The sequence below is a fragment of the Streptomyces sp. NPDC093260 genome (genome assembly GCF_040683715.1).
Lineage (GTDB): Bacteria > Actinomycetota > Actinomycetes > Streptomycetales > Streptomycetaceae > Streptomyces > Streptomyces sennicomposti.
Genome location: NZ_JBFBEK010000023.1, coordinates 52,004 through 72,210 on the forward strand (window position 1 = coordinate 52,004; position 20,207 = coordinate 72,210).

Annotated in this window: 18 protein-coding genes; 9 read left to right on the forward strand and 9 right to left on the reverse strand. The window is 72.4% G+C overall.

All coding sequences use genetic code 11. The annotated features are described in order from the left end of the window. Positions 1-62: 62 nt before the first annotated feature. The 4 genes from AB0N63_RS25935 to kdpF are packed head-to-tail and all read right to left on the reverse strand — an operon-like array spanning position 63 to position 4,628. Complete coding sequence (locus tag AB0N63_RS25935; protein ID WP_365532059.1) at positions 63-731, reverse strand: potassium-transporting ATPase subunit C; 669 nt, start codon at positions 729-731, stop codon at positions 63-65. A 5-nt stretch (positions 732-736) separates the two neighbouring features. Next, a complete protein-coding gene (gene kdpB / locus AB0N63_RS25940) occupies positions 737-2,836 on the reverse strand; it encodes a potassium-transporting ATPase subunit KdpB (protein ID WP_365532208.1) in 2,100 nt (699 codons plus the stop codon). A gap of 32 nt (positions 2,837-2,868) precedes the next feature. Further along, on the reverse strand, positions 2,869-4,530 hold the full coding sequence (kdpA, locus tag AB0N63_RS25945; protein ID WP_365532061.1) for a potassium-transporting ATPase subunit KdpA: 1,662 nt from the start codon (positions 4,528-4,530) through the stop codon (positions 2,869-2,871). A gap of 8 nt (positions 4,531-4,538) precedes the next feature. After that, a complete protein-coding gene (gene kdpF, locus AB0N63_RS25950) occupies positions 4,539-4,628 on the reverse strand; it encodes a K(+)-transporting ATPase subunit F (protein ID WP_043262119.1) in 90 nt (29 codons plus the stop codon). Positions 4,629-5,061: 433 nt separating this feature from the next. On the opposite strand from kdpF, the gene AB0N63_RS25955 reads away from it, so the two are divergent. Further along, positions 5,062-5,277, forward strand: coding sequence for a hypothetical protein (locus tag AB0N63_RS25955; RefSeq protein ID WP_365532063.1), 216 nt, complete (start codon positions 5,062-5,064; stop codon positions 5,275-5,277). Between the two features lie 90 nt (positions 5,278-5,367). On the opposite strand, the gene AB0N63_RS25960 is transcribed toward AB0N63_RS25955, so the two are convergent. Both AB0N63_RS25960 and AB0N63_RS25965 read right to left on the reverse strand, forming a co-directional pair. Next, positions 5,368-6,384: a zinc-dependent alcohol dehydrogenase family protein gene (locus AB0N63_RS25960; protein WP_365532066.1), complete on the reverse strand. Its 1,017-nt coding sequence runs from the start codon at positions 6,382-6,384 to the stop codon at positions 5,368-5,370. A 360-nt stretch (positions 6,385-6,744) separates the two neighbouring features. Further along, the gene (locus tag AB0N63_RS25965) at positions 6,745-7,506 is read right to left on the reverse strand and encodes a cobalt-precorrin-6A reductase (protein WP_365532068.1); all 762 of its coding nucleotides are present in this window, start codon (positions 7,504-7,506) and stop codon (positions 6,745-6,747) included. Between the two features lie 159 nt (positions 7,507-7,665). Here AB0N63_RS25965 and tsaD point away from each other — a divergent pair, with 159 nt between their 5' ends. From tsaD to AB0N63_RS25980, 3 genes are all read left to right on the forward strand, one after another. Continuing rightward, positions 7,666-8,745, forward strand: a complete 1,080-nt coding sequence (gene tsaD / locus AB0N63_RS25970) for a tRNA (adenosine(37)-N6)-threonylcarbamoyltransferase complex transferase subunit TsaD (RefSeq protein WP_365532070.1) — start codon at positions 7,666-7,668, stop codon at positions 8,743-8,745. 81 nt (positions 8,746-8,826) lie between these two features. Continuing rightward, the gene (locus AB0N63_RS25975) at positions 8,827-9,162 is read left to right on the forward strand and encodes an antibiotic biosynthesis monooxygenase family protein (protein WP_365532072.1); all 336 of its coding nucleotides are present in this window, start codon (positions 8,827-8,829) and stop codon (positions 9,160-9,162) included. An 80-nt stretch (positions 9,163-9,242) separates the two neighbouring features. Beyond that, positions 9,243-10,484, forward strand: coding sequence for a SpoIIE family protein phosphatase (locus tag AB0N63_RS25980; protein ID WP_365532074.1), 1,242 nt, complete (start codon positions 9,243-9,245; stop codon positions 10,482-10,484). Between the two features lie 273 nt (positions 10,485-10,757). Here the strand turns inward: AB0N63_RS25980 and AB0N63_RS25985 are convergent, their stop codons facing one another. Beyond that, the gene (locus AB0N63_RS25985; RefSeq protein ID WP_365532076.1) at positions 10,758-11,351 is read right to left on the reverse strand and encodes a TetR/AcrR family transcriptional regulator; all 594 of its coding nucleotides are present in this window, start codon (positions 11,349-11,351) and stop codon (positions 10,758-10,760) included. 173 nt (positions 11,352-11,524) lie between these two features. On the opposite strand from AB0N63_RS25985, the gene AB0N63_RS25990 reads away from it, so the two are divergent. Continuing rightward, positions 11,525-12,094, forward strand: coding sequence for a hypothetical protein (locus AB0N63_RS25990; protein WP_365532077.1), 570 nt, complete (start codon positions 11,525-11,527; stop codon positions 12,092-12,094). A 30-nt stretch (positions 12,095-12,124) separates the two neighbouring features. Next, positions 12,125-12,553: a VOC family protein gene (locus AB0N63_RS25995; protein WP_365532079.1), complete on the forward strand. Its 429-nt coding sequence runs from the start codon at positions 12,125-12,127 to the stop codon at positions 12,551-12,553. Between the two features lie 52 nt (positions 12,554-12,605). Here the strand turns inward: AB0N63_RS25995 and AB0N63_RS26000 are convergent, their stop codons facing one another. Further along, complete coding sequence (locus AB0N63_RS26000; RefSeq protein ID WP_365532081.1) at positions 12,606-13,637, reverse strand: LacI family DNA-binding transcriptional regulator; 1,032 nt, start codon at positions 13,635-13,637, stop codon at positions 12,606-12,608. Positions 13,638-13,917: 280 nt separating this feature from the next. Between AB0N63_RS26000 and AB0N63_RS26005 the strand changes: the two genes are divergently transcribed. The 3 genes from AB0N63_RS26005 to AB0N63_RS26015 all read left to right on the forward strand — a co-directional run bounded on the left by AB0N63_RS26005 (position 13,918) and on the right by AB0N63_RS26015 (position 18,639). After that, a complete protein-coding gene (locus AB0N63_RS26005) occupies positions 13,918-15,738 on the forward strand; it encodes a glycoside hydrolase family 35 protein (RefSeq protein WP_365532210.1) in 1,821 nt (606 codons plus the stop codon). A gap of 163 nt (positions 15,739-15,901) precedes the next feature. Continuing rightward, on the forward strand, positions 15,902-18,097 hold the full coding sequence (locus tag AB0N63_RS26010) for an RICIN domain-containing protein (RefSeq protein ID WP_365532083.1): 2,196 nt from the start codon (positions 15,902-15,904) through the stop codon (positions 18,095-18,097). Between the two features lie 221 nt (positions 18,098-18,318). Next, positions 18,319-18,639 carry a hypothetical protein gene (locus AB0N63_RS26015; protein WP_365532085.1) on the forward strand — a complete coding sequence of 107 codons (321 nt, stop codon included), beginning with the start codon at positions 18,319-18,321 and terminating at the stop codon, positions 18,637-18,639. Positions 18,640-18,694: 55 nt separating this feature from the next. On the opposite strand, the gene AB0N63_RS26020 is transcribed toward AB0N63_RS26015, so the two are convergent. Further along, complete coding sequence (locus AB0N63_RS26020) at positions 18,695-20,059, reverse strand: alkaline phosphatase (RefSeq protein WP_365532088.1); 1,365 nt, start codon at positions 20,057-20,059, stop codon at positions 18,695-18,697. Between the last annotated feature and the right edge of the window lie 148 nt (positions 20,060-20,207).

Below are 20,207 nucleotides of genomic sequence, written 5' to 3' on the forward strand. Positions count from 1 at the left end.
TCTCGCCGGGCGCCGGTCGGCAGGGCACCCGCCGGCACCGGGCACCGGCCCGTCCGCCGCCGTCAGCCCTTCGCCGCCAACCCCTTCAGCGCGACGTTGAGTTCGAGGACGTTGACCCGCGGCTCGCCGAGGAAGCCGAGGGTGCGGCCGGTGGTGTGGTCCCGGACCAGCTGCTCCACCCGGGCGAGCGGCAGGTGGTTCCTCGCGGCGATCCGGCGGGCCTGGAGGGCGGCGTAGGCCGGGGAGATGTCGGGGTCGAGGCCGGAGCCGGACGAGGTCACGGCGTCGGCGGGGACCTCGGACGGCCTGACGGTGTAACCGGGCACCGAGTTGTCCCGGACGACCGCCGCCTTGGCGTCCTCGACCTGCTGGAGCAGCACCCTGCTGTCGGCCGCCAGGTTGGTCGCGCCGGACAGGATCAGGTGGTAGCGGGTGTTGACGGTGTTGGTCCCGAGCCCGTTCGCGGGACGGCCCTGGAACCACCTCAGGTCCGGCCTTGGGGCCCGCTGCCCCTTCTTCAGCGGCAGGTCGTACGGCTGTCCGATCAGGGACGAGCCCACGACCTTCCCGTCCGCCCTGATCTCGGAGCCGTTCGCCCGGCCGGGGAAGAGCGCCTGTGCGATGCCGGTGACGACCAGCGGATAGACGACGCCGGTCACCAGGGTCAGGACGAGCAGGGCCCGCAGGCCCGCGCCGAGCAGCCGGGCGGTGTTCGTGACGGAAGCGTTCATGGCGATCAGCCGATCCCGGGGATGAGGGAGACGAGCAGGTCGATGATCTTGATGCCGGCGAAGGGGGCGATCAGCCCGCCGACGCCGTAGACGGCGAGGTTGCGGCGCAGCATCCGGTCCGCGCTCATCGGCCGGTAGCGCACGCCCTTCAGGGACAGCGGCACCAGGGCGACGATGATCAGCGCGTTGAAGACGACGGCGGACAGGATCGCCGAGGCGGGCGAGGCCAGGTGCATGATGTTCAGCCGGTCCAGGCCCGGATAGACGGCCGCGAACAGCGCCGGGATGATCGCGAAGTACTTCGCCACGTCGTTGGCGATGGAGAAGGTGGTCAGCGCGCCGCGGGTGATCAGCAGCTGTTTGCCGATCTCCACGATCTCGATGAGCTTGGTCGGGTCTGAGTCGAGGTCGACCATGTTGCCGGCCTCCTTGGCGGCCGACGTACCGGTGTTCATCGCCACGCCCACGTCCGCCTGGGCCAGCGCGGGGGCGTCGTTGGTGCCGTCGCCGGTCATCGCGACCAGCTTGCCGCCGGCCTGCTCGCGCTGGATGAGGGCCATCTTGTCCTCGGGGGTGGCCTCGGCGAGGAAGTCGTCGACGCCGGCCTCCTCGGCGATGGCCTTCGCGGTCAGCGGATTGTCACCCGTGATCATGACCGTCTTGATGCCCATGCGGCGCAGTTCCTCGAAGCGTTCCCGCATGCCCTCCTTGACGACGTCCTTGAGGTGCACGACGCCCAGGACCCGGGCGCCGCGCCCGTCGTGGACGGCGACCAGCAGCGGGGTGCCGCCCGCCGCGGCGATCCGGCCGGCGACGGCTTCGGCGTCCTCGGCGACCGTGCCGCCGCGCTCCCGTACCCAGTCGAGGACCGAGGCGGCGGCGCCCTTGCGGATCTCGCGTCCGTCGACGTCCACGCCGGACATCCGGGTCTGCGCGGTGAAGGCGGTCCACCGTGCCCCGGCCAGCTCGCCCTCGTGCCGCTCGCGCAGCCCGTACCGCTCCTTGGCCAGGACGACGACGGAGCGCCCCTCGGGGGTCTCGTCCGCGAGCGACGACAGCTGGGCGGCGTCGGCGACCTCGGCCTCGGTGGCGCCGCGCACCGGCAGGAACTCGGCCGCCCGGCGGTTGCCGAGGGTGATGGTGCCGGTCTTGTCCAGCAGCAGCGTGGACACGTCGCCGGCGGCCTCGACCGCGCGGCCGGACATGGCCAGGACGTTGCGCTGCACCAGCCGGTCCATGCCGGCGATGCCGATCGCGGAGAGCAGCGCGCCGATGGTGGTGGGGATCAGGCAGACCAGCAGGGCCACCAGGACGACCATCGTCAGGCGGGTGCCCGCGTACTCGGCGAACGGCGGCAGGGTGGCGCAGCCCAGCAGGAAGACGATGGTCAGCGAGGCGAGCAGGATGTTCAGCGCGATCTCGTTGGGCGTCTTCTGCCGGGCCGCGCCCTCGACCAGGCTGATCATCCGGTCGATGAAGGTCTCGCCGGGCCTGGTGGTGATCTTGACGACGATCCGGTCGGAGAGGACCTTGGTGCCGCCGGTGACGGCGCTGCGGTCGCCGCCGGACTCGCGGATGACGGGAGCGGACTCGCCGGTGATGGCCGACTCGTCCACCGAGGCGACGCCCTCGACGACATCGCCGTCGCCGGGTATGACGTCGCCCGCCTCGCACACCACGAGGTCGCCGATCGCGAGGCCGGTGCCGGGCACCCGCTCCTCGCGGCCGTCCGTCAGCCGCCGGGCGACCGTGTCGGTCTTGGCCTTGCGCAGGGTGTCGGCCTGCGCCTTGCCGCGGCCCTCGGCGACGGCCTCGGCGAGGTTGGCGAAGAGGACGGTGAGCCACAGCCAGGCGCTGATCGTCCAGCCGAACCAGTCACCCGGGTCGGTGCAGGAGAAGACGGTGGTGAGCACGGAGCCGACCCACACCACGAACATCACGGGTGACTTGACCATGATCCGGGGATCGAGTTTGCGGATGGCCTCCGGCAGCGATCTGACCAGCTGGCCGGGATCGAACAGACCGGCGCCGACCCGGCCTTCAGCGGGCCTGCGCCCGGTGGGGAGGTCGCCGTGCGGCGCCCGGGCGGGGGTGACGGTGGACATGGAGTCCTCTGGGTTCTCGGTACGGGTCGTCATCACGCCAGCCCTTCGGCGAGCGGTCCCAGTGCGAGCGCCGGGAAGTAGGTGAGTCCGGTGATGATGAGGATCGCGCCCACCAGCAGGCCGGTGAACAGCGGTTTCTCGGTGCGCAGGGTGCCGGCGGTGACGGGCACGGGCTGCTGCCGGGCCAGCGAGCCGGCCAGCGCCAGCACGAACACCATCGGCAGGAAGCGGCCGAACAGCATGGCCAGGCCCGTCATGGTGTTGAACCAGTCGGTGTTGGCGTTCAGCCCGGCGAAAGCCGAACCGTTGTTGTTGGCCGCGGAGGTGAAGGCGTACAGGACCTCGGAGAAGCCGTGCGCGCCGGAGTTCAGAATGGAGTGCGGCGGGGTGGGCAGGGCCAGGGAGGCCGCCGTGCACACCAGGACCAGCGCCGGGGTGACGAGGAGGTAGCAGGCGGCGAGCTTCATCTCCCGGCCGCCGATCTTCCTGCCCAGGTACTCGGGTGTGCGGCCCACCATCAGACCGGCGATGAACACCGCGATGACCGCCATGATCAGGATGCCGTAGAGGCCGGAGCCGGTGCCGCCGGGCGCGATCTCGCCGAGCATCATCCCCAGCATCGCGATGCCTCCGCCGAGACCGGTGAAGGAGGAGTGGAAGGAGTCCACCGCGCCGGTCGAGGTCAGTGTCGTGGACACCGCGAAGAGGGAGGAGCCGCCGATGCCGAACCGGACCTCCTTGCCCTCCGTCGCGGCGCCCGCGGCCTGGAGCGCCGGGCCGTGGTGGCCGAACTCGGTCCACATCATCAGGAGGACGAAGCCGACCCAGATGGTGACCATGGTGGCGAGGATCGCGTAGCCCTGCCTCGTGCTGCCGACCATCAGGCCGAAGGTGCGGGTCAGCGAGAACGGGATCACCAGGATGAGGAAGATCTCCAGCAGGTTGCTGACGGGGGTCGGGTTCTCGAAGGGGTGGGCGCTGTTGGCGTTGAAGTAGCCGCCGCCGTTGGTGCCCAGCTCCTTGATGGCCTCCTGGGACGCCACCGCGCCGCCGTTCCACTGCTGGGAGCCGCCCATGAACTGGCCGACCTCGTGGATGCCGGAGAAGTTCTGGATCGCGCCGCAGGCGACCAGGGCCATCGCGGCGAGCACGGCCACCGGCACCAGGACGCGCAGCGTGCCGCGTACCAGATCGGTCCAGAAGTTGCCGAGTTCGCCGGTGCGGGAGCGGGCGAAGCCGCGGACCAGCGCGACCGCTACGGCCATGCCGACGGCCGCGGAGACGAAGTTCTGCACGGCCAGACCGGCGGTCTGCACGACGTGCCCCATGGTCTGTTCGCCGTAGTACGACTGCCAGTTGGTGTTCGTCACGAACGACACGGCCGTGTTGAACGACTGCGCCGGGTTCACCGACGAGAAGCCGAGCGAGCCCGGCAGCACGCCCTGGAGGCGCTGGAGCAGATACAGGAAGAGGACGCCCACGGCCGAGAACGCGAGGACGCCGCGCAGATACGCGGGCCAGGTCATCTCGGCGTCGGGGTCGGCGCCGATGCCGCGGTAGATCCACCTCTCCACCCGCAGGTGCCGGGAGGAGGAGTAGACCCGGGCCATGTAGGCGCCGACGGGTCTGTGGACGAGCGCGAGTGCGCCGATGAGGGCGAGCAACTGGAGCACGCCTGCGGTTACGGGACCCATGCCGGCGCTCAGAACCTCTCCGGGAAGATCAGGGCGAGGACGAGATACCCCAGGAGGGCGACGGCCGCGATCAGGCCGACGGTGTTCTCGGCGGTCACAGCTTCGTCACCCCCTTGGCGACGAGGGCCACCAGTGCGAAGACCGCGAGCACGGTGACGACGAAGGCCAGATCGGCCATCGTGGACTCCTGGAAGGTGCGAAGGAGAAAACAGGGACGCTTGAAGGAAACCCCCGCGCCGCCCGGTCCGGAACACCCGTTGACGGCCCTCTTACGTCCCAGGTCACGGCTTTGACGGCTCTCTTACGACGGCTGCCGGGAGGGGGCGGCCGGACGTCCGACCGCTCGTCTCCACGTCGATGACCCAGCCGTCGGGCCGCGACCGGCGTGCACGTCGGGCCGGGTGCGGCGGGCGACCCGCGGCAGGAGTTCCCCGCCGGACTCCTTGACCACTATCGCCGCCCTCCTGGCCCCGACCGGTGCCGGGTGCGGCACTGCTCGCACTGCAGGTCCTGCCGGGGAAGGTACTGCGGGTGAGCCTCCCCGACGGCCGAGCGCACACCCTTCTGGAGGACGCCGGTCCCGCGCCGGACGGCATCGCCGTGGACCCGGCCGCCGTCTACTGGACGACGATGGGCGCGCTGCTGACCGATCCGGGCACGCCCGGCGAGGCAGGCCAGGACTTCTCCCGCCCCAACGGTGGCGTCCACGCCGTCAGCCTGACCGGCGGACGACCTCGCGAGTGTTGACCGAGCCACGGGTGATCTGCGCGGAGTTCCTTGTCCGCTCGCTTGCGCGAGTCGGGTGGCTCGAGTGGGTCAGGGTTCGACTTGAGTGGGTCAGGGCGTCAGGAGGGCCTTGATGGCGCGGCGTTCGTCCATGGCCTTGTAGCCCTCGGCGACCTGGTCGAGGGGCAGGGTGAGGTCGAAGACCTTGCCCGGGTCGATACGGCCGGTCAGGACGCGGTCGATCAGGTCGGGCAGGTACCGCCGCACCGGGGCGGGTCCGCCGCGCAGGCCGACGTGGGAGAAGAACAGCTCCTGCCCGTCGATCGCCACCTCGTGGGGGACGCCGACGAAGCCGACGTTTCCGCCGGGCCGGGCCGAGTGCAGCGCCTGGCTCATGGCCTCGGCGGTGCCGACGCACTCCAGCACGGAATCGGCGCCGATCCCGTCGGTCATCTCCTTGATCCGGGCCACGCCCTCGTCGCCGCGCTCGGTGACGATGTCGGTGGCGCCGAACTCGCGGGCGAGCTTCTGCCGGGTCTCGTGGCGGCTCATGGCGATGATCCGCTCGGCGCCCCTCTCCTTGGCGGCGATCACCGCGCACAGCCCGACCGCGCCGTCGCCGACGACCACGGCGGTGGAGCCGGGCCGCACCTCGGCGGCGTCGGCGGCGTACCAGCCGGTGCCCATCACGTCGGAGACGGCCAGCAGGCTCGGCCAGAACTCCTCGTCCGGCACCTCGTCGGTGGCGACCAGGGTGCCCTGGGCGTTGGGGATGCGCACGTACTCGGCCTGGCAGGTGCTCATGAACTCGCGGTTCAGGCAGTTCGACTGGAAGCCGTTGCGGCAGTTGGGGCAGGTGTTGTCCGAGGTCGCGAAGGAACCGACGACGAACTGGCCCGGCCGGACCGAGGTGACCTCGGAGCCGGCCTCCTCCACGAAGCCGACGTACTCGTGGCCCATGGGATGCGCCTCGTCGGTGGCGTCGAGGCCGCGCCAGGGCCACAGGTCCGAGCCGCACACGCAGGTGACGGCCGTGCGGATGACCGCATCCGTCGGCTCCAGGATCTTCGGGTCGGGGAGGCTCTCGAAACGTACGTCGCCGGGGGCGTGGATCACTGCTCCGCGCATGAGGGATGTCCTTGTCTGGGGGTGGGGAGGGGGCCGGGCGCGGGCGGATCCCGCACCGCCCGGGCCGGACGGCCCGCTGCCCGCCTCCGCCGCTCTGTCCGTGTCCGTGGCCGCAGGGGCCACCTACCAGGTAACCCCGCACGGCGCGGCCGAACGAGTCACCGCTGAAGGGTGTACCGCCGGTCCGTCCCTCCCGCGCCGCGCGCGTCGTACGGTCGGGGCACGGACAACCGTGAGGAGGTCCGCGAGTTCCCGACCTCGCGGCGCGACGATCACCCCCGGCGGGCCGGGCCGCCGGCCGGCTCCCGGGGCGCGGTCGGGGCCGCGTGGGGCAGGCGGGCGGCCCCCGCCAGGGCTCGGTCAGCGGTCCCGGGAGGACGCCGTCCGGAGGGCTTCGCGGACCCAGTGCGCCGCGTCCTCCGGGGTCGGCACGGCGGGTACGCCCTCTGGCGTCGAGGGTCTGCGGATCACGACGACGGGCAGTCCGGCCTCGCGGGCGGCGGTCAGTTTCGGGGCGGTGGCCGCGCCGCCGCTGTCCTTCGTGACGACGACGTCGACGCGGTGGCGGCGCAGCAGTTCGCGTTCCCCGGCGAGCGTGAAGGGGCCGCGGTCGAGCAGGACCTCCATGCGGGACGGGTGCGGCGGCCGCGGGGCGTCCACGGACCGTACGAGGAACCACAGGCCGTCCAGGTCCGCGAAGGCGGCCAGCCCCAGGCGGCCCGTGGTGAGGAACACGCGCCGGCCGAGCGCGGGCAGCACCCGGGCCGCCTCCGCCGTCGAGCCCACCTCGTGCCAGCGGTCTCCCGCCACGGGGGCCCAGCCGGGCCGGCGCAGGGCGAGGAGGGGGACCCGGGCGGTGGCGGCGGCCCGTGCCGCGTGGTGGCTGATCGTCTCCGCGAAGGGGTGCGTGGCGTCGACGACCGCGTCCACCCCGTGCTCGCCCAGCCACGCCGTCAGCCCGTCCGCGCCGCCGAAGCCGCCGACGCGGGTCGCGCCCGGGAGCGGCCGGGGGCCGGCGACGCGCCCGGCGAGCGAACTGGTCAGCTCCAGCCCGGGGACGCCGTGCAGCAGCTCGGCGAGGCGGCGGGCCTCCGCGGTGCCGCCGAGGATCAGTACGTGCATGCGCGGGCCTCGGAGTTCGGGGGGAGCGCACTCAGGGAGCGCACTTGCGGGTGCGCACTCTACTGCGCGGCGCGCCGCCCGCCCCGAGCCGGGTTCACATCGGCATCCCACTGTTGCAGAATACTTGCAATAGCATATGCAATGCAGAAAGGGGTGGGCATGGGCTCTCCGATCGTGCTGGGCATCGAGTCGTCGTGCGACGAGACCGGCGCGGGGCTGGTCCAAAACGGTGCGCTGCTCGGCCACGCGGTGGCGTCGAGCATGGCCGAGCACGCCCGTTACGGCGGTGTCGTCCCGGAGATCGCGTCCCGCGCCCATCTGCACGCGTTGCGGCCGGTGGTCCGGCAGGCGCTGGACGAGGCGGGGCTGCGGCTCGCCGACATCGGGGCCGTCGCCGTCACCACCGGCCCGGGTCTGTCGGGGGCGCTCCAGGTGGGGCTGGCGGGGGCGAAGGGGATCGCGTACGCGCTCGGCGTGCCGTTGTACGGCGTGCACCATCTCGCCGGGCACGTCGCCGCGGACACCCTGGAGCACGGTCCGCTGCCCGCCCCCTGCATGGTGCTGATCGTCTCCGGCGGCCACACCTCCCTCCTCCTCGTCCGCGATCTGGCCCGCGATCCGATCGTCCACCTCGGCGACACCCTGGACGACGCGGCCGGCGAGTGCTTCGACAAGGTCGCGCGGGTCTTCGGGCTGCCGTATCCGGGCGGTCCGGCCATCGACCGGGCAGCGCGCGCGGGGGATCCGCGCGCTGCCCCCTTCCCGCGCCCGCTGCCGGGGTCGTACGACTTCTCCTTCTCGGGGCTGAAGACGGCCGCCGCCCGCTGGGCCGAGGGCCACGCCGGGCGGGAGCTGCCGGTGGCCGACGGGGCCGCCTCGCTCCAGGAGGCGATCGCCGACGTGCTGACCCGCAAGGCGGTGGCGGCCTGCCGGGAGCGCGGCGTCGGCACGCTCGTCATGGTCGGCGGGGTGGCCGCGAACTCGCGGGTGCGGTCGCTGGCCGAGGAGCGCTGCCGGGCCGCCGGCATCGCGCTGCGGGTACCGCCGCCCAGGCTGTGCACGGACAACGGCGCGATGATCGCCGCCGTCGGCGACCTCCTCGTGCGCGCCGGGGCCGAACCGGCGCCGTTCGACGTGTCGGTCGACCCCTCGGCCCCGCTGGAGTACGCGGCCCTGCACCCGGGGGCGACGAGCCAGGCGGCGACGGTCCGGACGGCGGCGGCCGTCCCGGGAGGGTGAACGCGCACGGGGCCGCCTCCGTTCGGGCGAAAGCGGGACCGCGGGCGACAACCTCCGTACGGTAAGGGGAGACATGAGTCCATGACTGTTACCGTTCAGGTCGACACCACGCGCCCCGTGGCGACCCTCATCAACGTCTTCACCGTCTCCCCCGACCGCCAGGAAGAACTCGTCGCGCTGCTCGCCCGCGCCACCGAGGAGACGATGAGGCAGCAACCGGGCTTCCTGCACGCCAACTTCCACGTCTCCCTCGACGGCGAGCGGGTGATCAACTACGCCCAGTGGGAGACCGAGGAGCACTACCGGGCGATGCTCGCCAACCCCGAGGCCCGCTTCCACATGGACCAGGCGGCCAAGATCGCGACGGATGTGCAGCCGCGCCTCTTCCGGGTCCGCTCCGCGCACACACGCCCCTGAGAACCGTCACCGGCGCGGCACACCGACCTCACGGGCCGGGTCCGGGGACAGGATCCGGCTGGTCAGGCAGGAGGGCGCGCGTGAGCGGACCGGAGATCGACTACCAGGCGCTGTTCGCCGTGACGCCCAGCCCCTATCTGGTCCTGGACCCCGCACTGGTGGTCGCCGACGTCAACGACGCCTACCTGCGGGTCACGGGCCGGACGCGGGAGGAGCTGCTCGGCCGGCGCCTCTTCGAGGTCCATCCGGACAACCCGGCGGACCCTGACGCCGACGGGGTGCGCAATCTCGACGCCTCCTTCCAGCGGGTGCTGCGCTCGAAGAAGCCGGACACCATGGCCGTGCAGAAGTACGACATCCCGGTGTCCGGCCACCCGGGTGTCTTCCGGGCCAAGTGGTGGTCGCCGATCAACACCCCCGTCCTCGGGCCGGACGGCGAGGTCGCCTGGATCATCCACCGGGTGGAGGACATGACCGACTTCGTGCTGACCCGCCCGATCGTCTCACGGTCCGGCGACTCCGGCGGGGAGCGGGACGCGATGGAGGCCGAACTCTACGCGCGTGCCCAGGAGTTGCAGCGTCTGAACGAGGAACTGCGGGAGGCCCACGCCCGGGAGCGCGAGACGGCCCTCACCCTCCAGAAGGCCATGCTGCACTCCCCCGACCTGAGGGGGCACCGCGACATCGCCGTGCGCTACATGCCCGCCGTCCGGTCGCTCAACGTCTGCGGCGACTGGTACGACGTGGTGGACCTGTCCGAGGACAGCTTCACCGTCGCGGTGGGCGACGTCGTCGGCCACGGCCTGGAGGCCGCCGCCGTGATGGGCATGCTCAGAAGCGCCCTGTCCGCCGCGGTCCGCGCCATCCACACGCCGGGCACGGCGATGGACGTCCTGAGCGGGTACGCCCGCACCTTCGAAGGCGCCCTGGCCACCACAGCGGTCAAGGCCGTGGTCGACACCCACCGCCGGCGGATCACCTACACGAGCGCCGGCCATCCGCCGCCCGCCCTGTCCCGCCGAGACGGCGGCGTCTCCCTCCTCGACGAGGCCACCGGCCCGCCGTTGGGCGTCCCCGTCCACGACGACCCGCGCCCGCAGGCCACCGTCCCGTACACCCCCGGCGACACCCTGGTGCTGTACACCGACGGGCTGATCGAACGCCGCGGCGAGGACATCGACGCCGGTCTGCACCGCCTCACCGACACCCTGGCGCGTCACGCCGACCTCGGCCCCGAAGCCCTGGCCGACACCCTGCTCGCCCACCTCGGCGTCGCCGACGGCGGCCGCGACGACATCGCGCTGGTCATCGTCCGCCTGTAGCCCGCCGACCGCACCGCCTGCGGCCATCGCCCCGGCCCGGGACTCGGCGAGGAAGAGCGGGGCGACGCGGGCCTCGGCGTCGGCGAGGCGTGCCACGACGTCCGGGGCAGGTGCCGGACCCGGCGACGCTTCTGCGCACGAGGGGGTGGGCGGCAGCGGCCAGGCGGCGCATGGCGCCGGGGTCATGGCGCGATTCCGTGACCCACTTGAACGGGGTGACGGATGGGCGGTCAGGTGTCGGTGCCGCGACCCCTGCACGGATGGGCGGCCGGTTCAGCTGTCGGTGCCGCGACCGGTGCGCAGGATGCCTTCGACGCCGTTCAGGAACGTCTCGCAGATCGGCGTCGGGTCGGAAAGGCAGCCTGCCGCCATGGCGCCGTCCCGGAGCATGACGAAGTGCCGGCCCGCCGCGTCGGCGGGAGCGCAGCCGGCGTCCGCCAGGAGCCGTGTGGCGGTCTCCAGGAACCATTGGCGATGGGCCAACACCGCCTGGTGGACAGGGTGTTCCCGGTCGGGGTACTCGGCCGCCGCGTTCAGGAAGGCGCATCCGCGGAACCCGGGTGAGCCGATGCCCTCGGCGATGGAGCGACTCACGGCCCGGACCGTGTCGGCCGCCGGCAGGCCCTGGGCCCGGATGGCGGCCACCTGTCCCCGGATGCCCTGATCGGCCTGCTGGAGGTAGGAGAGGATCAGCTCTTCCTTGCCCTTGAAATGCCGGTAGAGGGTGGCGCGCGTGACCTGGGCCTCCGCGATGATCCGGTCCACGCCGACGGAGTGGATGCCCTCGCCGTAGAAGATCCGGGTGGCCGTGTCGAGCAGCCGCGCCCGGGCCTCGGACATGCTCCCGCTCTGTGTGCCCGTACTCATGGTCATCACTGTATCAGCGCGCGAGGGAGAACGTTCGGTCTTGACACGGGCGCCAGGGACGCTTTGAATGAATGAGGAAGACCGAACGTTCTCCCTCATTCATTCCACCGGCCCTGCGGCCCTCCGGTCCCTCGATTTCCCCCCTCCTCTCCGCCTTCGCGAAAGGACCCCTCATGGACTCCGTCCTCACCGCCGCCCCGGCCCCCGCCGTGACCGACAGCGCGGCGCTGCGCCGTCTGTACCTCGTGCGCTTCGCGTTCGCCGCGATCTGGGCCGCCCTGCTGTTCGCCTCCGCTCACACCCTGGGCCCCCTCAGCGCGACGTTGCTGGTGATCTACCCCTTGTTCGACGTGGCGTGCGCGCTCGTCGACCTCAGGTCCACCCGGGCGAACCGCGGACCGGTGCGCGGTCTCCACGCGAACGTCGCGCTCAGCGCACTCACCACCGCGGGTCTGGTCGCCGCCGCCACCTCGGGCATCCCGGCGGTCCTCCGGGTCTGGGGCGCCTGGGCCGTCACCGCGGGACTCGTCCAGCTGATCGTCGGCGTTCTGCGGCGCGGCATGGCGGGACAGTGGCCGATGATCGCCAGTGGCGGCATCTCCACGCTCGCCGGGACCTCCTTCATCCTCCAGGCCGGAAAGGACGACCCCTCCTTGAGCTCCCTGGCCGGCTACGCCTTCCTCGGCGGGGTCTTCTTCCTGGTCTCCGCGCTCCGTCTGCGGCGGGCCGAAAAGCGGCGGTGACCGGCCGGGCCCCCTTGGTAGGGTGCGTCGATGTCGTCGATCAAGCAGGTCCAGGTCACCTTCGACTGCGCGGAACCCGAGCGGCTGGCCCGCTTCTGGTGCGAGGTGCTGGGGTACGTCGTACCCCAGCCGCCGGAGGGGTTCGCGACTTGGGACGCCTACAGCCGGTCACTGCCGTCGGAGCAGCGGGACGCGTGGTTCGCGTGCGTCGATCCCTCGGGGGTCGGCCCGCGGCTGTACTTCCAACGTGTTCCCGAAGGGAAGGTCGCCAAGAACCGGGTGCATCTCGACGTGCGGGTCGCCACCGGGCTCACCGGCCAGGCCCGCCTCGCCGCACTGGAGGCGGAGTGCGCACGCCTGATCCCGTTCGGCGCGGTGCACGTGCGCACGCTGTACGACGGCGACGACGCGTGCATCCCGATGCTGGACATCGAGGGCAACGAGTTCTGTCTGGACTGACCTCGGGCGTCGCCTTCGCGGACCGCGCCCGGCCGGGCGGTCACACGGCGGCTCAAGTATCGGCGCGCGGCGCGGTGCTGGCGCGGACCACGAGCTGTGGCTCGACCGACTCGGGAGCGATCGCGCCCGCCGGGTCGGCGATGTGCCGCAACAGGTGGGCGACGGCGAGTTCGCCGGTCCGGGCGAACGGCTGGGCGACGGTGGTCAGCGGCGGGGTGCAGTAGGCGGCCAGCTCGATGTCGTCGACGCTGACCAGGGAGACGTCCTCGGGCACCCGCCGGCCGAGTTCGGTCAGCGCCCTGATCACACCGAAGGCCATCTCGTCACTGGCGACGAACACCGCGCTCACCTCCGGGACACGGCCCAGGAGGAGTCCGTTGCGGTAGCCGGAGGCCGGTGACCAGTCGCCCTCCAGCGGCGGCGGCACGGTCCGGCCGGCCTCTTCGAGGGTGACCCGCCATCCGTCGCGACGGCTGGCGGCCTCCAGCCAGTGCCCGGGTCCGGCGATGTGCCAGACGGTCTCGTGCCCGAGGTTCAGCAGGTGTTCGGTCGCCTTGCGGGCCGCGAGCGCCTGGTCGACCGCCACGACCTCGGTGGTGTCGGTGCGCGGCCCGTCCACCGAGATGGTGGGCGTGGACCGGGTGAACCGCTCGATCCGCGCGCTGGTGTGGATCAGCGGCACGGCGAGGACGACGCCCTCGACGTCCTGATCGGCCAGCCGGGACAGCGCGGCCTCGATGGCGGCGGTGTCCAGGGAGGTGGTTGTCGCCGTGCTGACCGTGTACCCGGCGGCCTGCGCGGCGTTCTCGATGCCGGAGGTGAGGGCCGCCCGCGAGTAGAAGGTGGTCCGCAGGGTGACCACGCCGATGGTGCGGCTGCGTCCCGAGGACAGCATGCGGGCCGCGTTGTTGCGCCGGTAGCCGAGCTGCTCGACCGCCGCGAGCACCTTCTCCCGGGTGCGGGCCTGCACGTTGGGGTGTCCGGAGAGCACCCGCGAGACCGTCTGCGCGGACACCCCGGCGACCCGGGCCACGTCCACCATGCCCGGTGGACGATCACCGCTCTTCACCTGCTGCTTCGCCATGAACGCCATCCCTCGCCGGCCTCGACGCGACTATGATATCGCCTCATCTCGCTGCCGACCCTCTACGTCAACCCGCAGGAAATCACGGCTCAGTTCCGGTTGGCATCGATAACATTCTCTGCCATAGTTCCGGCCATCGAGGCATGCCCGCCCGCCACGGGCCGGGCGCGCCCCACTGTCGCGCGGCCTTCTCGGAACAGCTTCCCTCCGGTCCGCCGCGGCACTGTGGAGGACGGATGGGGAGATCGACGGGTATGACCGACGGAGCCGGCAAGTGACCATGCAGACCACATCGGACGCCGCCCGCAGCCGGCGCCCCGCGGCCACGCTCACCCACGCGGGCGGGACGCTGCTGCGCGCCGGCCGGCCGCACCGGATCCTGTCCGGCTCGCTGCACTACTTCCGCGTCCACCCCGACCAGTGGGCCGACCGACTGGCCCGGCTGGCCGCCCTCGGTCTGAACACCGTCGACACGTATGTGCCGTGGAACTTCCACGAACGCACGCCGGGCGACGTGCGCTTCGACGGTTGGCGGGACCTGGACCGGTTCGCCCGGCTGGCCCAGCAGACGGGGCTCGACGTGATCGTGCGCCCGGGGCCGTACATCTGCGCCGAGTGGGACAACGGCGGGCTGCCCGCCTGGCTGACCGGCACACCCGGCATGCGGCCGCGCACCTCGCACCCGCCCTTCCTGGCGGCCGTGGCACGCTGGTTCGACCAGCTGATCCCCCGGATCGCCGCCCTCCAGGCCGGTCGGGGCGGCCCCGTGGTCGCCGTGCAGATCGAGAACGAGTACGGCTCGTACGGCGACGACGGCCACTACGTCCACTGGGTCCGCGACGCGCTCACCGCGCGGGGCGTCACCGAGCTGCTGTACACCGCCGACGGCCCCACCGAGCTGATGCTCGACGCCGGTGCGGTCGAGGGCGAACTGGCCGCGGCCACCTTCGGCTCCCACCCCGAGCAGGCGGCCCGGCTGCTGCGCTCGCGGCGGCCCGAAGAACCCTTCTTCTGCGCCGAGTTCTGGAACGGCTGGTTCGACCACTGGGGCGAGAAACACCACGTCCGCCCGGCCCGCGGCGCCGCCGACGACGTGGGCCGCATCCTCGGCGCGGGCGGCTCGGTGAGCCTCTACATGGCCCACGGGGGAACCAACTTCGGGCTGTGGGCGGGCGCCAACCACGACGGCGACCGGCTCCAGCCCACCGTCACCAGCTACGACTCCGACGCACCCGTCGCCGAACACGGCGCCCTCACCGACAAGTTCCACGCCCTGCGCGAGGAACTGACGGCCGCCGGACAGCCGGTGCCGGACGGCCCGCCGCCCGCCGACCCGCCGCTGCTGCCGCCCGCCGAGCTGCCCGTCATCCACGGGGCGGCCCTGCTGGACGCGCTGTGCACGGTCGCCGAACCGGTGAGCGCGCCGGCGCCGTTGAGCTTCGAGGAGCTCGGCCAGGCCTCGGGCCTCGTCCTGTACGCGGCCGAACCCCTTTTGCCCGAGGGCGAGTTCGAGGTGACCGTCACCGGACTGCACGATCGCGCCCAGGTCTTCGTGGACGGCGTCCCCGTGGCGGTGCTGGACCGCGAGACCGCCTCCTGCCGCGTGCGCGGCACCGGCAGACGCGTCCGGCTGGAGCTGCTGGTGGAGAACCAGGGCCGTATCAACTACGGGCCGCTGCTCGGCCAGGGCAAGGGCATCCTCGGCGGCGTCCGTGTGGACCGGCGGCTGGTGCACGGCTGGCGCATGCACCGCCTGCCCCTGGACGAGTGGAGCCCCGACGAGCTGGCCCGTGCCGTCTCCCTCGCCCCGCCCGACGGCCGGGCCGGGTTCGCCACCGCCCGGCTCACCGTCACCGAGCCCGCGGACACGTTCGTCGCCCTGCCCGGCTTCGGCAAGGGATTCTGCTGGATCAACGGCCGACTGCTCGGCCGCTACTGGCACATCGGACCGCAGACCACGCTCTACCTGCCCGCCCCCTTCCTGCACCCCGGCGACAACACCCTCACCGTGCTGGAGCTGGAGCGCCTCGGCGACCGCATCGCCCTGCGCGACCGGCCCGAACTCGGCGAACCGCAGGAGTACATCGAGACCTTCGACTGACCCGACCCGCAGAGCACCACGATCCCCACGCAACCGGCACACCCGACAGCAAGGAGAAACCGTGTCATTCGCTCGCAGGAGTCCCGGAAGCAGTCCCAACGGTCCCGGGAGCGGTATCCGTAAACCTCGAAGTACCCCGCTCCGCACCAGAGTCGCCGGCGCGATGGCCGCGGCGGTCATCTCGCTGACCGGCGGCGCGCTGACCACCCCGCCCGCCTCCGCGGCCCCGGCCGCCCCGGCCGCCCCGGCCGCCGACGCCTCCTACACGGTGACCGTCGGCGCGAAGGGCAGCTGGACCCACCCGGACGACACACCCGCGTACCCGTACCTCGACAAGGACGGGACGTTCTACTACCAGCAGGCCCACTCCCTGTACGGCACGGACGACAGCCGGGCGTGGACCTTCTACACGGGCGCCGACTTCGACACCGCCACCCGCTCCGCCGCCGTCAGCGACGCCGGGACCAACCCGGACACCACCGCGTTGTGCGACAACAGCCCCACCGGCGTGGAGGCGACCTTCCCGCCCAGCGGCTCGGGCTACTCGCAGCGCAACTTCTGCGACCTGGCCGGGGTGTGGGTCGATCCCGACACCGGCGACTGGTACGGCCTGATCCACAACGAGTTCACCCCGCAGCCCTTCGGCGACAGCAGCCACTTCGACGCCATCGACTACGCCGTCTCCACGGACCGGGGCCGGCACTGGACGATCAAGGGCCACGCCCTCACCTCCCCGTACAGCACCCGGCGCGGCGACACCACGGCCTTCCCGCAGCAGACGTACTCCTACGGCGACGGCGACCAACGCCTCTACGTCGACGCCGCCTCCGGCTACTTCTACGTCTTCTACGGCTCACGCCTCATCGACAAGAACGGCGGCTGGAAGGCGTTCTACTCGCACGTCGCCCGCGCCCCGCTGTCCGGCAGGATGGCCACCGGCACCTGGCAGAAGTGGTACGGGGGCTCCTGGTCCCAGCCCGGCGTCGGCGGCCGGGAGAGCAACATGGTCCCGGTGACCGCCACCGACACCACCGGCTACACACCCACCGCCAGGGAGTACGACCCGGCCGGCACCGGAACCGTGGACCAGCAGGTCGCCGCGGGCAAGACCCCGCCCACCTCGCCCCTGTTCGTCATGGACATCACCTACAACGCCTACCTGGGCCTCTACATCGGCGAGCCCCAGGCGGTCGACCAGTCCGGCGACGCGCCCCAGCAGCTGTACGCCACCGACAACCTGGCCACCCAGAAGTGGCGTCCGATCGGCGACACCGGCGGCTACCACACCGCCTCCTGGTACCGCTGGTTCCTCGACGCCGCCAACCGGACCGGCTCGGCGATCGTCGGGAAGAACTTCCGTTCCTACTGCTCCTTCGGCTGCTCGGGCGGCGCCTCCGGCGAGTACGTCAACCTGACGATCGACTCCTCCGCACCCGCCGCGACGCGCTTCGACCCGACCCGGACCTACCGGATCGCGGGCGGCGGCGGCCGGGTGCTGGCCCAGGTGTCCGGCGCCTCCGCCACCACCTCGACGGCCACCGCCACCGGTACCGGCCTGGACGCCTGGACGTTCACCGGCAACGGCGACGGCTCCTACCGCATCGCCAACGCCGCCACCGGCCGTCTCCTCGGCGTGCCCACCACACCCGCGGCGGGCCGCGCCTGGGGCACGGCCCCGACCGTCACCGCGCCCGGCAGCGGCGGACCCACCGTCGGCCAGCAGTGGTTCGTGGTGCCCGTCACCTCCCCGTCCAGTGGCACGGCCACAGGCACGTTCCGGCTGGTGAACCGGTACAGCGGCCTCGTCATCGGCCTCTCCGGCACGGCGGGCCGGCTCGCCGAGACCACCCCCGTACGCGCCTGGACCGACAGCGGCGGCCCGGTCGGCGGCGGGCGCGGCGCGGGCGAGCAGACGCTGACCGTCACCGCGGCCGGTGTCTCCTCCGGCGGGCTCGACGGCGACCACACCCTCGTCACCGGCGGCCAGGCGCTGGACGACCCCGGCCACAGCACCACCGCCGGCACCCGGCTCATCACCTACACGGCCAACGGCGGCGCCAACCAGACCTGGCGGCTCACCCGGCAGGGCGACGGCTCCTACGAGCTGCGCAACGCCGAGTCCGGGCTGTGCGCCGACGTGTCCGGCGGCTCCACCACGGCCGGTGCCGAGGTCATCCAGTGGACGTGCACCGGCGGCTCCCACCAGCACTGGACGTTCACCCGCCGCTCCGACGGCACCTACACCGTCGCCTCCGTCCGGAGCGGCCTGGCCCTGACCACGGCGTCGAAGACCCCGGGAGCCCTGGTCACCCAGCAGACCGACACCGGCTCCGCCCTCCAGCGCTGGACGCTCGACTGAACCCAGCCCGGCAGCGCAGGCCGTCCCCGCCGGACCGGCGGACCGGCGGGGACGGCTGACGCCCCACCGTCACCGCCGGCCCGCACGGCTCCCACGACCGGAGTGCCAGGTCCCCCCGCTCCGGACGCGGGCAGGTCTCGCCGAACTCGACCACGGTGAACGTGACCGGCCGGCCGTTCAGCGCGCCACCGGCCGCCGGGGTCTGAATACAGCCCTGCCGGTTGCTCTCCACGAGCACCCACCGGTCCTGCGCGGAGGCGTCCTGCACGGTGATCGGCGTACCCGAGTCGAGCGCCGCCCGCGCCGCCTTCGTCGACCTGCCCTTGACGTCGGGCGGCTTGCCGCCGGCGGCCGTCGGCTCCATGTCGTCCCGCGCGGGGCAGGTCTCCCCCGGCTCCACCGACCCGAAGTCCAGCGCCGTGTCCGTCGGCACGGGCGTGCCCGCGGGCACGTTCTGGGAGCACGCCTTCCAGTTCCGGTCGAGGGCCTGCACGGGGCCGTGGCCGGGTGCGTCGTGCGACTCCGGGTCGGTGTGGCGGTGAGGGCGGCGGTGTGCGACCGCCGCCCTCACCGCTCCCATCGGCTCGGCGCACGGTGTCAGCGCAGGCGCAGCGCCTCGCGGACCGTGGTGAACAGGTCGGTCTGGTCGGTGACGCCGAGGACGCGGTAGGCCTGCGGGCCCTGGGCGGCGATCCGGACCTCGGTTCCGGTGTGCTCCTGGGACTGGCCCGGGGTGTTGGTCGAGTAGTTGACCTTCAGCTGCTGGCCCTCGTCGGTGACCAGCGTGGAGGACAGGCCGGGCGGAGTGGCCTCCAGGGGCACGATCTGGCTGGTGTGGCCGTGGTCGGCGGTGGTGACGACCAGGGTGTCGGGGTGCTTGGCCGCGTAGTCGCGGGCCACCTTCACCGCCCGGTCGAAGGCCGCGGTCTCGCCGATCTGGCCGCAGGGGTCGGCGGCGTGGTCCTGCTTGTCGATGGAGGCGCCCTCGATCTGCAGGAAGAAGCCCTGCTGGGAGCGGTTCGCCTTCTGCTTGGCCTCCAGCAGCTGGATCGCCTTCGCGGCGGAGTCGGCGAGGCTCGGCGTGGTGGCGGGGCGGCCCGGGTTGGAGGTGACGCACCGCTGCGGGTCCGTACCGCCGACCGCCGCCGTCCTTCCGGTCCACTCGGTGGGCACGTTGCCCGGGGCGAACAGTCCGAGGACCGGCCGGCCCGCCTTGGCCGCCTTCATGGACGCGTCGTCGGTGACGACCTGGTACCCCAGCTTCTGCGCCTGCTGCGTGACCGTCAGCCCCTTGTACCGGCCGTCGGTGACCTTCTGGTCGAACCGCTGCTTGCCGCCGCCGAAGAGGACGTCCACCTTGTGGTCGACCTCCTGCTCGGCGATCGATCCCGGCCCGCCGGCGGCGATCGTGTCGCGAGGGCACTTGGCCATGTCGGCCGGCCCCTGACAGGAACGGTCGGTGGCGTGCGAGGCGAGGACGGCCGGGGTGGCGTCGGTGAGCTCGGCGGTGGTGACGTTGCCGGTGGCGTAGCCGTTGCGCTGCGCCAGCTCCAGCAGCGTCTTCACCGGCTTGTCGCTGCCGGGGGTCTTGGAGATGCGGCCGTTGACCGTCTTCACGCCGGTGGCCCAGCCGGTGCCGCTGGCCGCCGAGTCGGTGACGTAGTCCGGGGTGCCGTCGGCGTGGACCGCGTACGTGGTGTAGGCGCCGGTCAGCGGGAACCGGTCCATGTTCAGGCGGCCGCTCGCGCCCACGGTGTAGTCGCGGGCAAGGGTGATCTCCGAGTCGCCCATGCCGTCGCCGATGAGCAGGATGACGTTCTTCGCCTTACCGCCCTGGACCGCGCGCTTCGCCTGCTCCTTGCCGTCGGAGGCGCCGGCGGCGGTGGTGACCGCGACGGCGGCTGTGACCGCGGCGACGAGCGCGGTCGCGACCGTGAGGTGACGGCGGGTGGGTCTGTGCATGACGTGACTCCTTGGGGCGTCCGATGATCGGATACGTGGTCCGACTGGGCCAGATCACCATGCACCGGCAAAGGAGAGGTAAACGAACGGTCGTGTGCGTGCGTCCAGGTCGTGTCGCGCGCCCCTCGCACGCTCCCTGACGGCAGGG

What these genes read in the sequence shown, in the direction of transcription:
- AB0N63_RS25975 (WP_365532072.1), top strand. Translation starts at nt 8,827, where the DNA reads ATGACTGTTACCGTTCAGGTCGACACCACGCGCCCCGTGGCGACCCTC.
- AB0N63_RS26005 (WP_365532210.1), top strand. Translation starts at nt 13,918, where the DNA reads ATGCAGACCACATCGGACGCCGCCCGCAGCCGGCGCCCCGCGGCCACG.
- kdpA (WP_365532061.1), bottom strand. Translation starts at nt 4,530, where the DNA reads ATGGGTCCCGTAACCGCAGGCGTGCTCCAGTTGCTCGCCCTCATCGGC.
- AB0N63_RS25960 (WP_365532066.1), bottom strand. Translation starts at nt 6,384, where the DNA reads ATGCGCGGAGCAGTGATCCACGCCCCCGGCGACGTACGTTTCGAGAGC.
- AB0N63_RS25995 (WP_365532079.1), top strand. Translation starts at nt 12,125, where the DNA reads ATGTCGTCGATCAAGCAGGTCCAGGTCACCTTCGACTGCGCGGAACCC.
- AB0N63_RS25990 (WP_365532077.1), top strand. Translation starts at nt 11,525, where the DNA reads ATGGACTCCGTCCTCACCGCCGCCCCGGCCCCCGCCGTGACCGACAGC.
- AB0N63_RS26010 (WP_365532083.1), top strand. Translation starts at nt 15,902, where the DNA reads ATGGCCGCGGCGGTCATCTCGCTGACCGGCGGCGCGCTGACCACCCCG.
- AB0N63_RS25965 (WP_365532068.1), bottom strand. Translation starts at nt 7,506, where the DNA reads ATGCACGTACTGATCCTCGGCGGCACCGCGGAGGCCCGCCGCCTCGCC.
- AB0N63_RS26020 (WP_365532088.1), bottom strand. Translation starts at nt 20,059, where the DNA reads ATGCACAGACCCACCCGCCGTCACCTCACGGTCGCGACCGCGCTCGTC.
- AB0N63_RS25935 (WP_365532059.1), bottom strand. Translation starts at nt 731, where the DNA reads ATGAACGCTTCCGTCACGAACACCGCCCGGCTGCTCGGCGCGGGCCTG.
- AB0N63_RS26000 (WP_365532081.1), bottom strand. Translation starts at nt 13,637, where the DNA reads ATGGCGAAGCAGCAGGTGAAGAGCGGTGATCGTCCACCGGGCATGGTG.
- kdpB (WP_365532208.1), bottom strand. Translation starts at nt 2,836, where the DNA reads ATGTCCACCGTCACCCCCGCCCGGGCGCCGCACGGCGACCTCCCCACC.
- tsaD (WP_365532070.1), top strand. Translation starts at nt 7,666, where the DNA reads ATGGGCTCTCCGATCGTGCTGGGCATCGAGTCGTCGTGCGACGAGACC.
- AB0N63_RS25985 (WP_365532076.1), bottom strand. Translation starts at nt 11,351, where the DNA reads ATGAGTACGGGCACACAGAGCGGGAGCATGTCCGAGGCCCGGGCGCGG.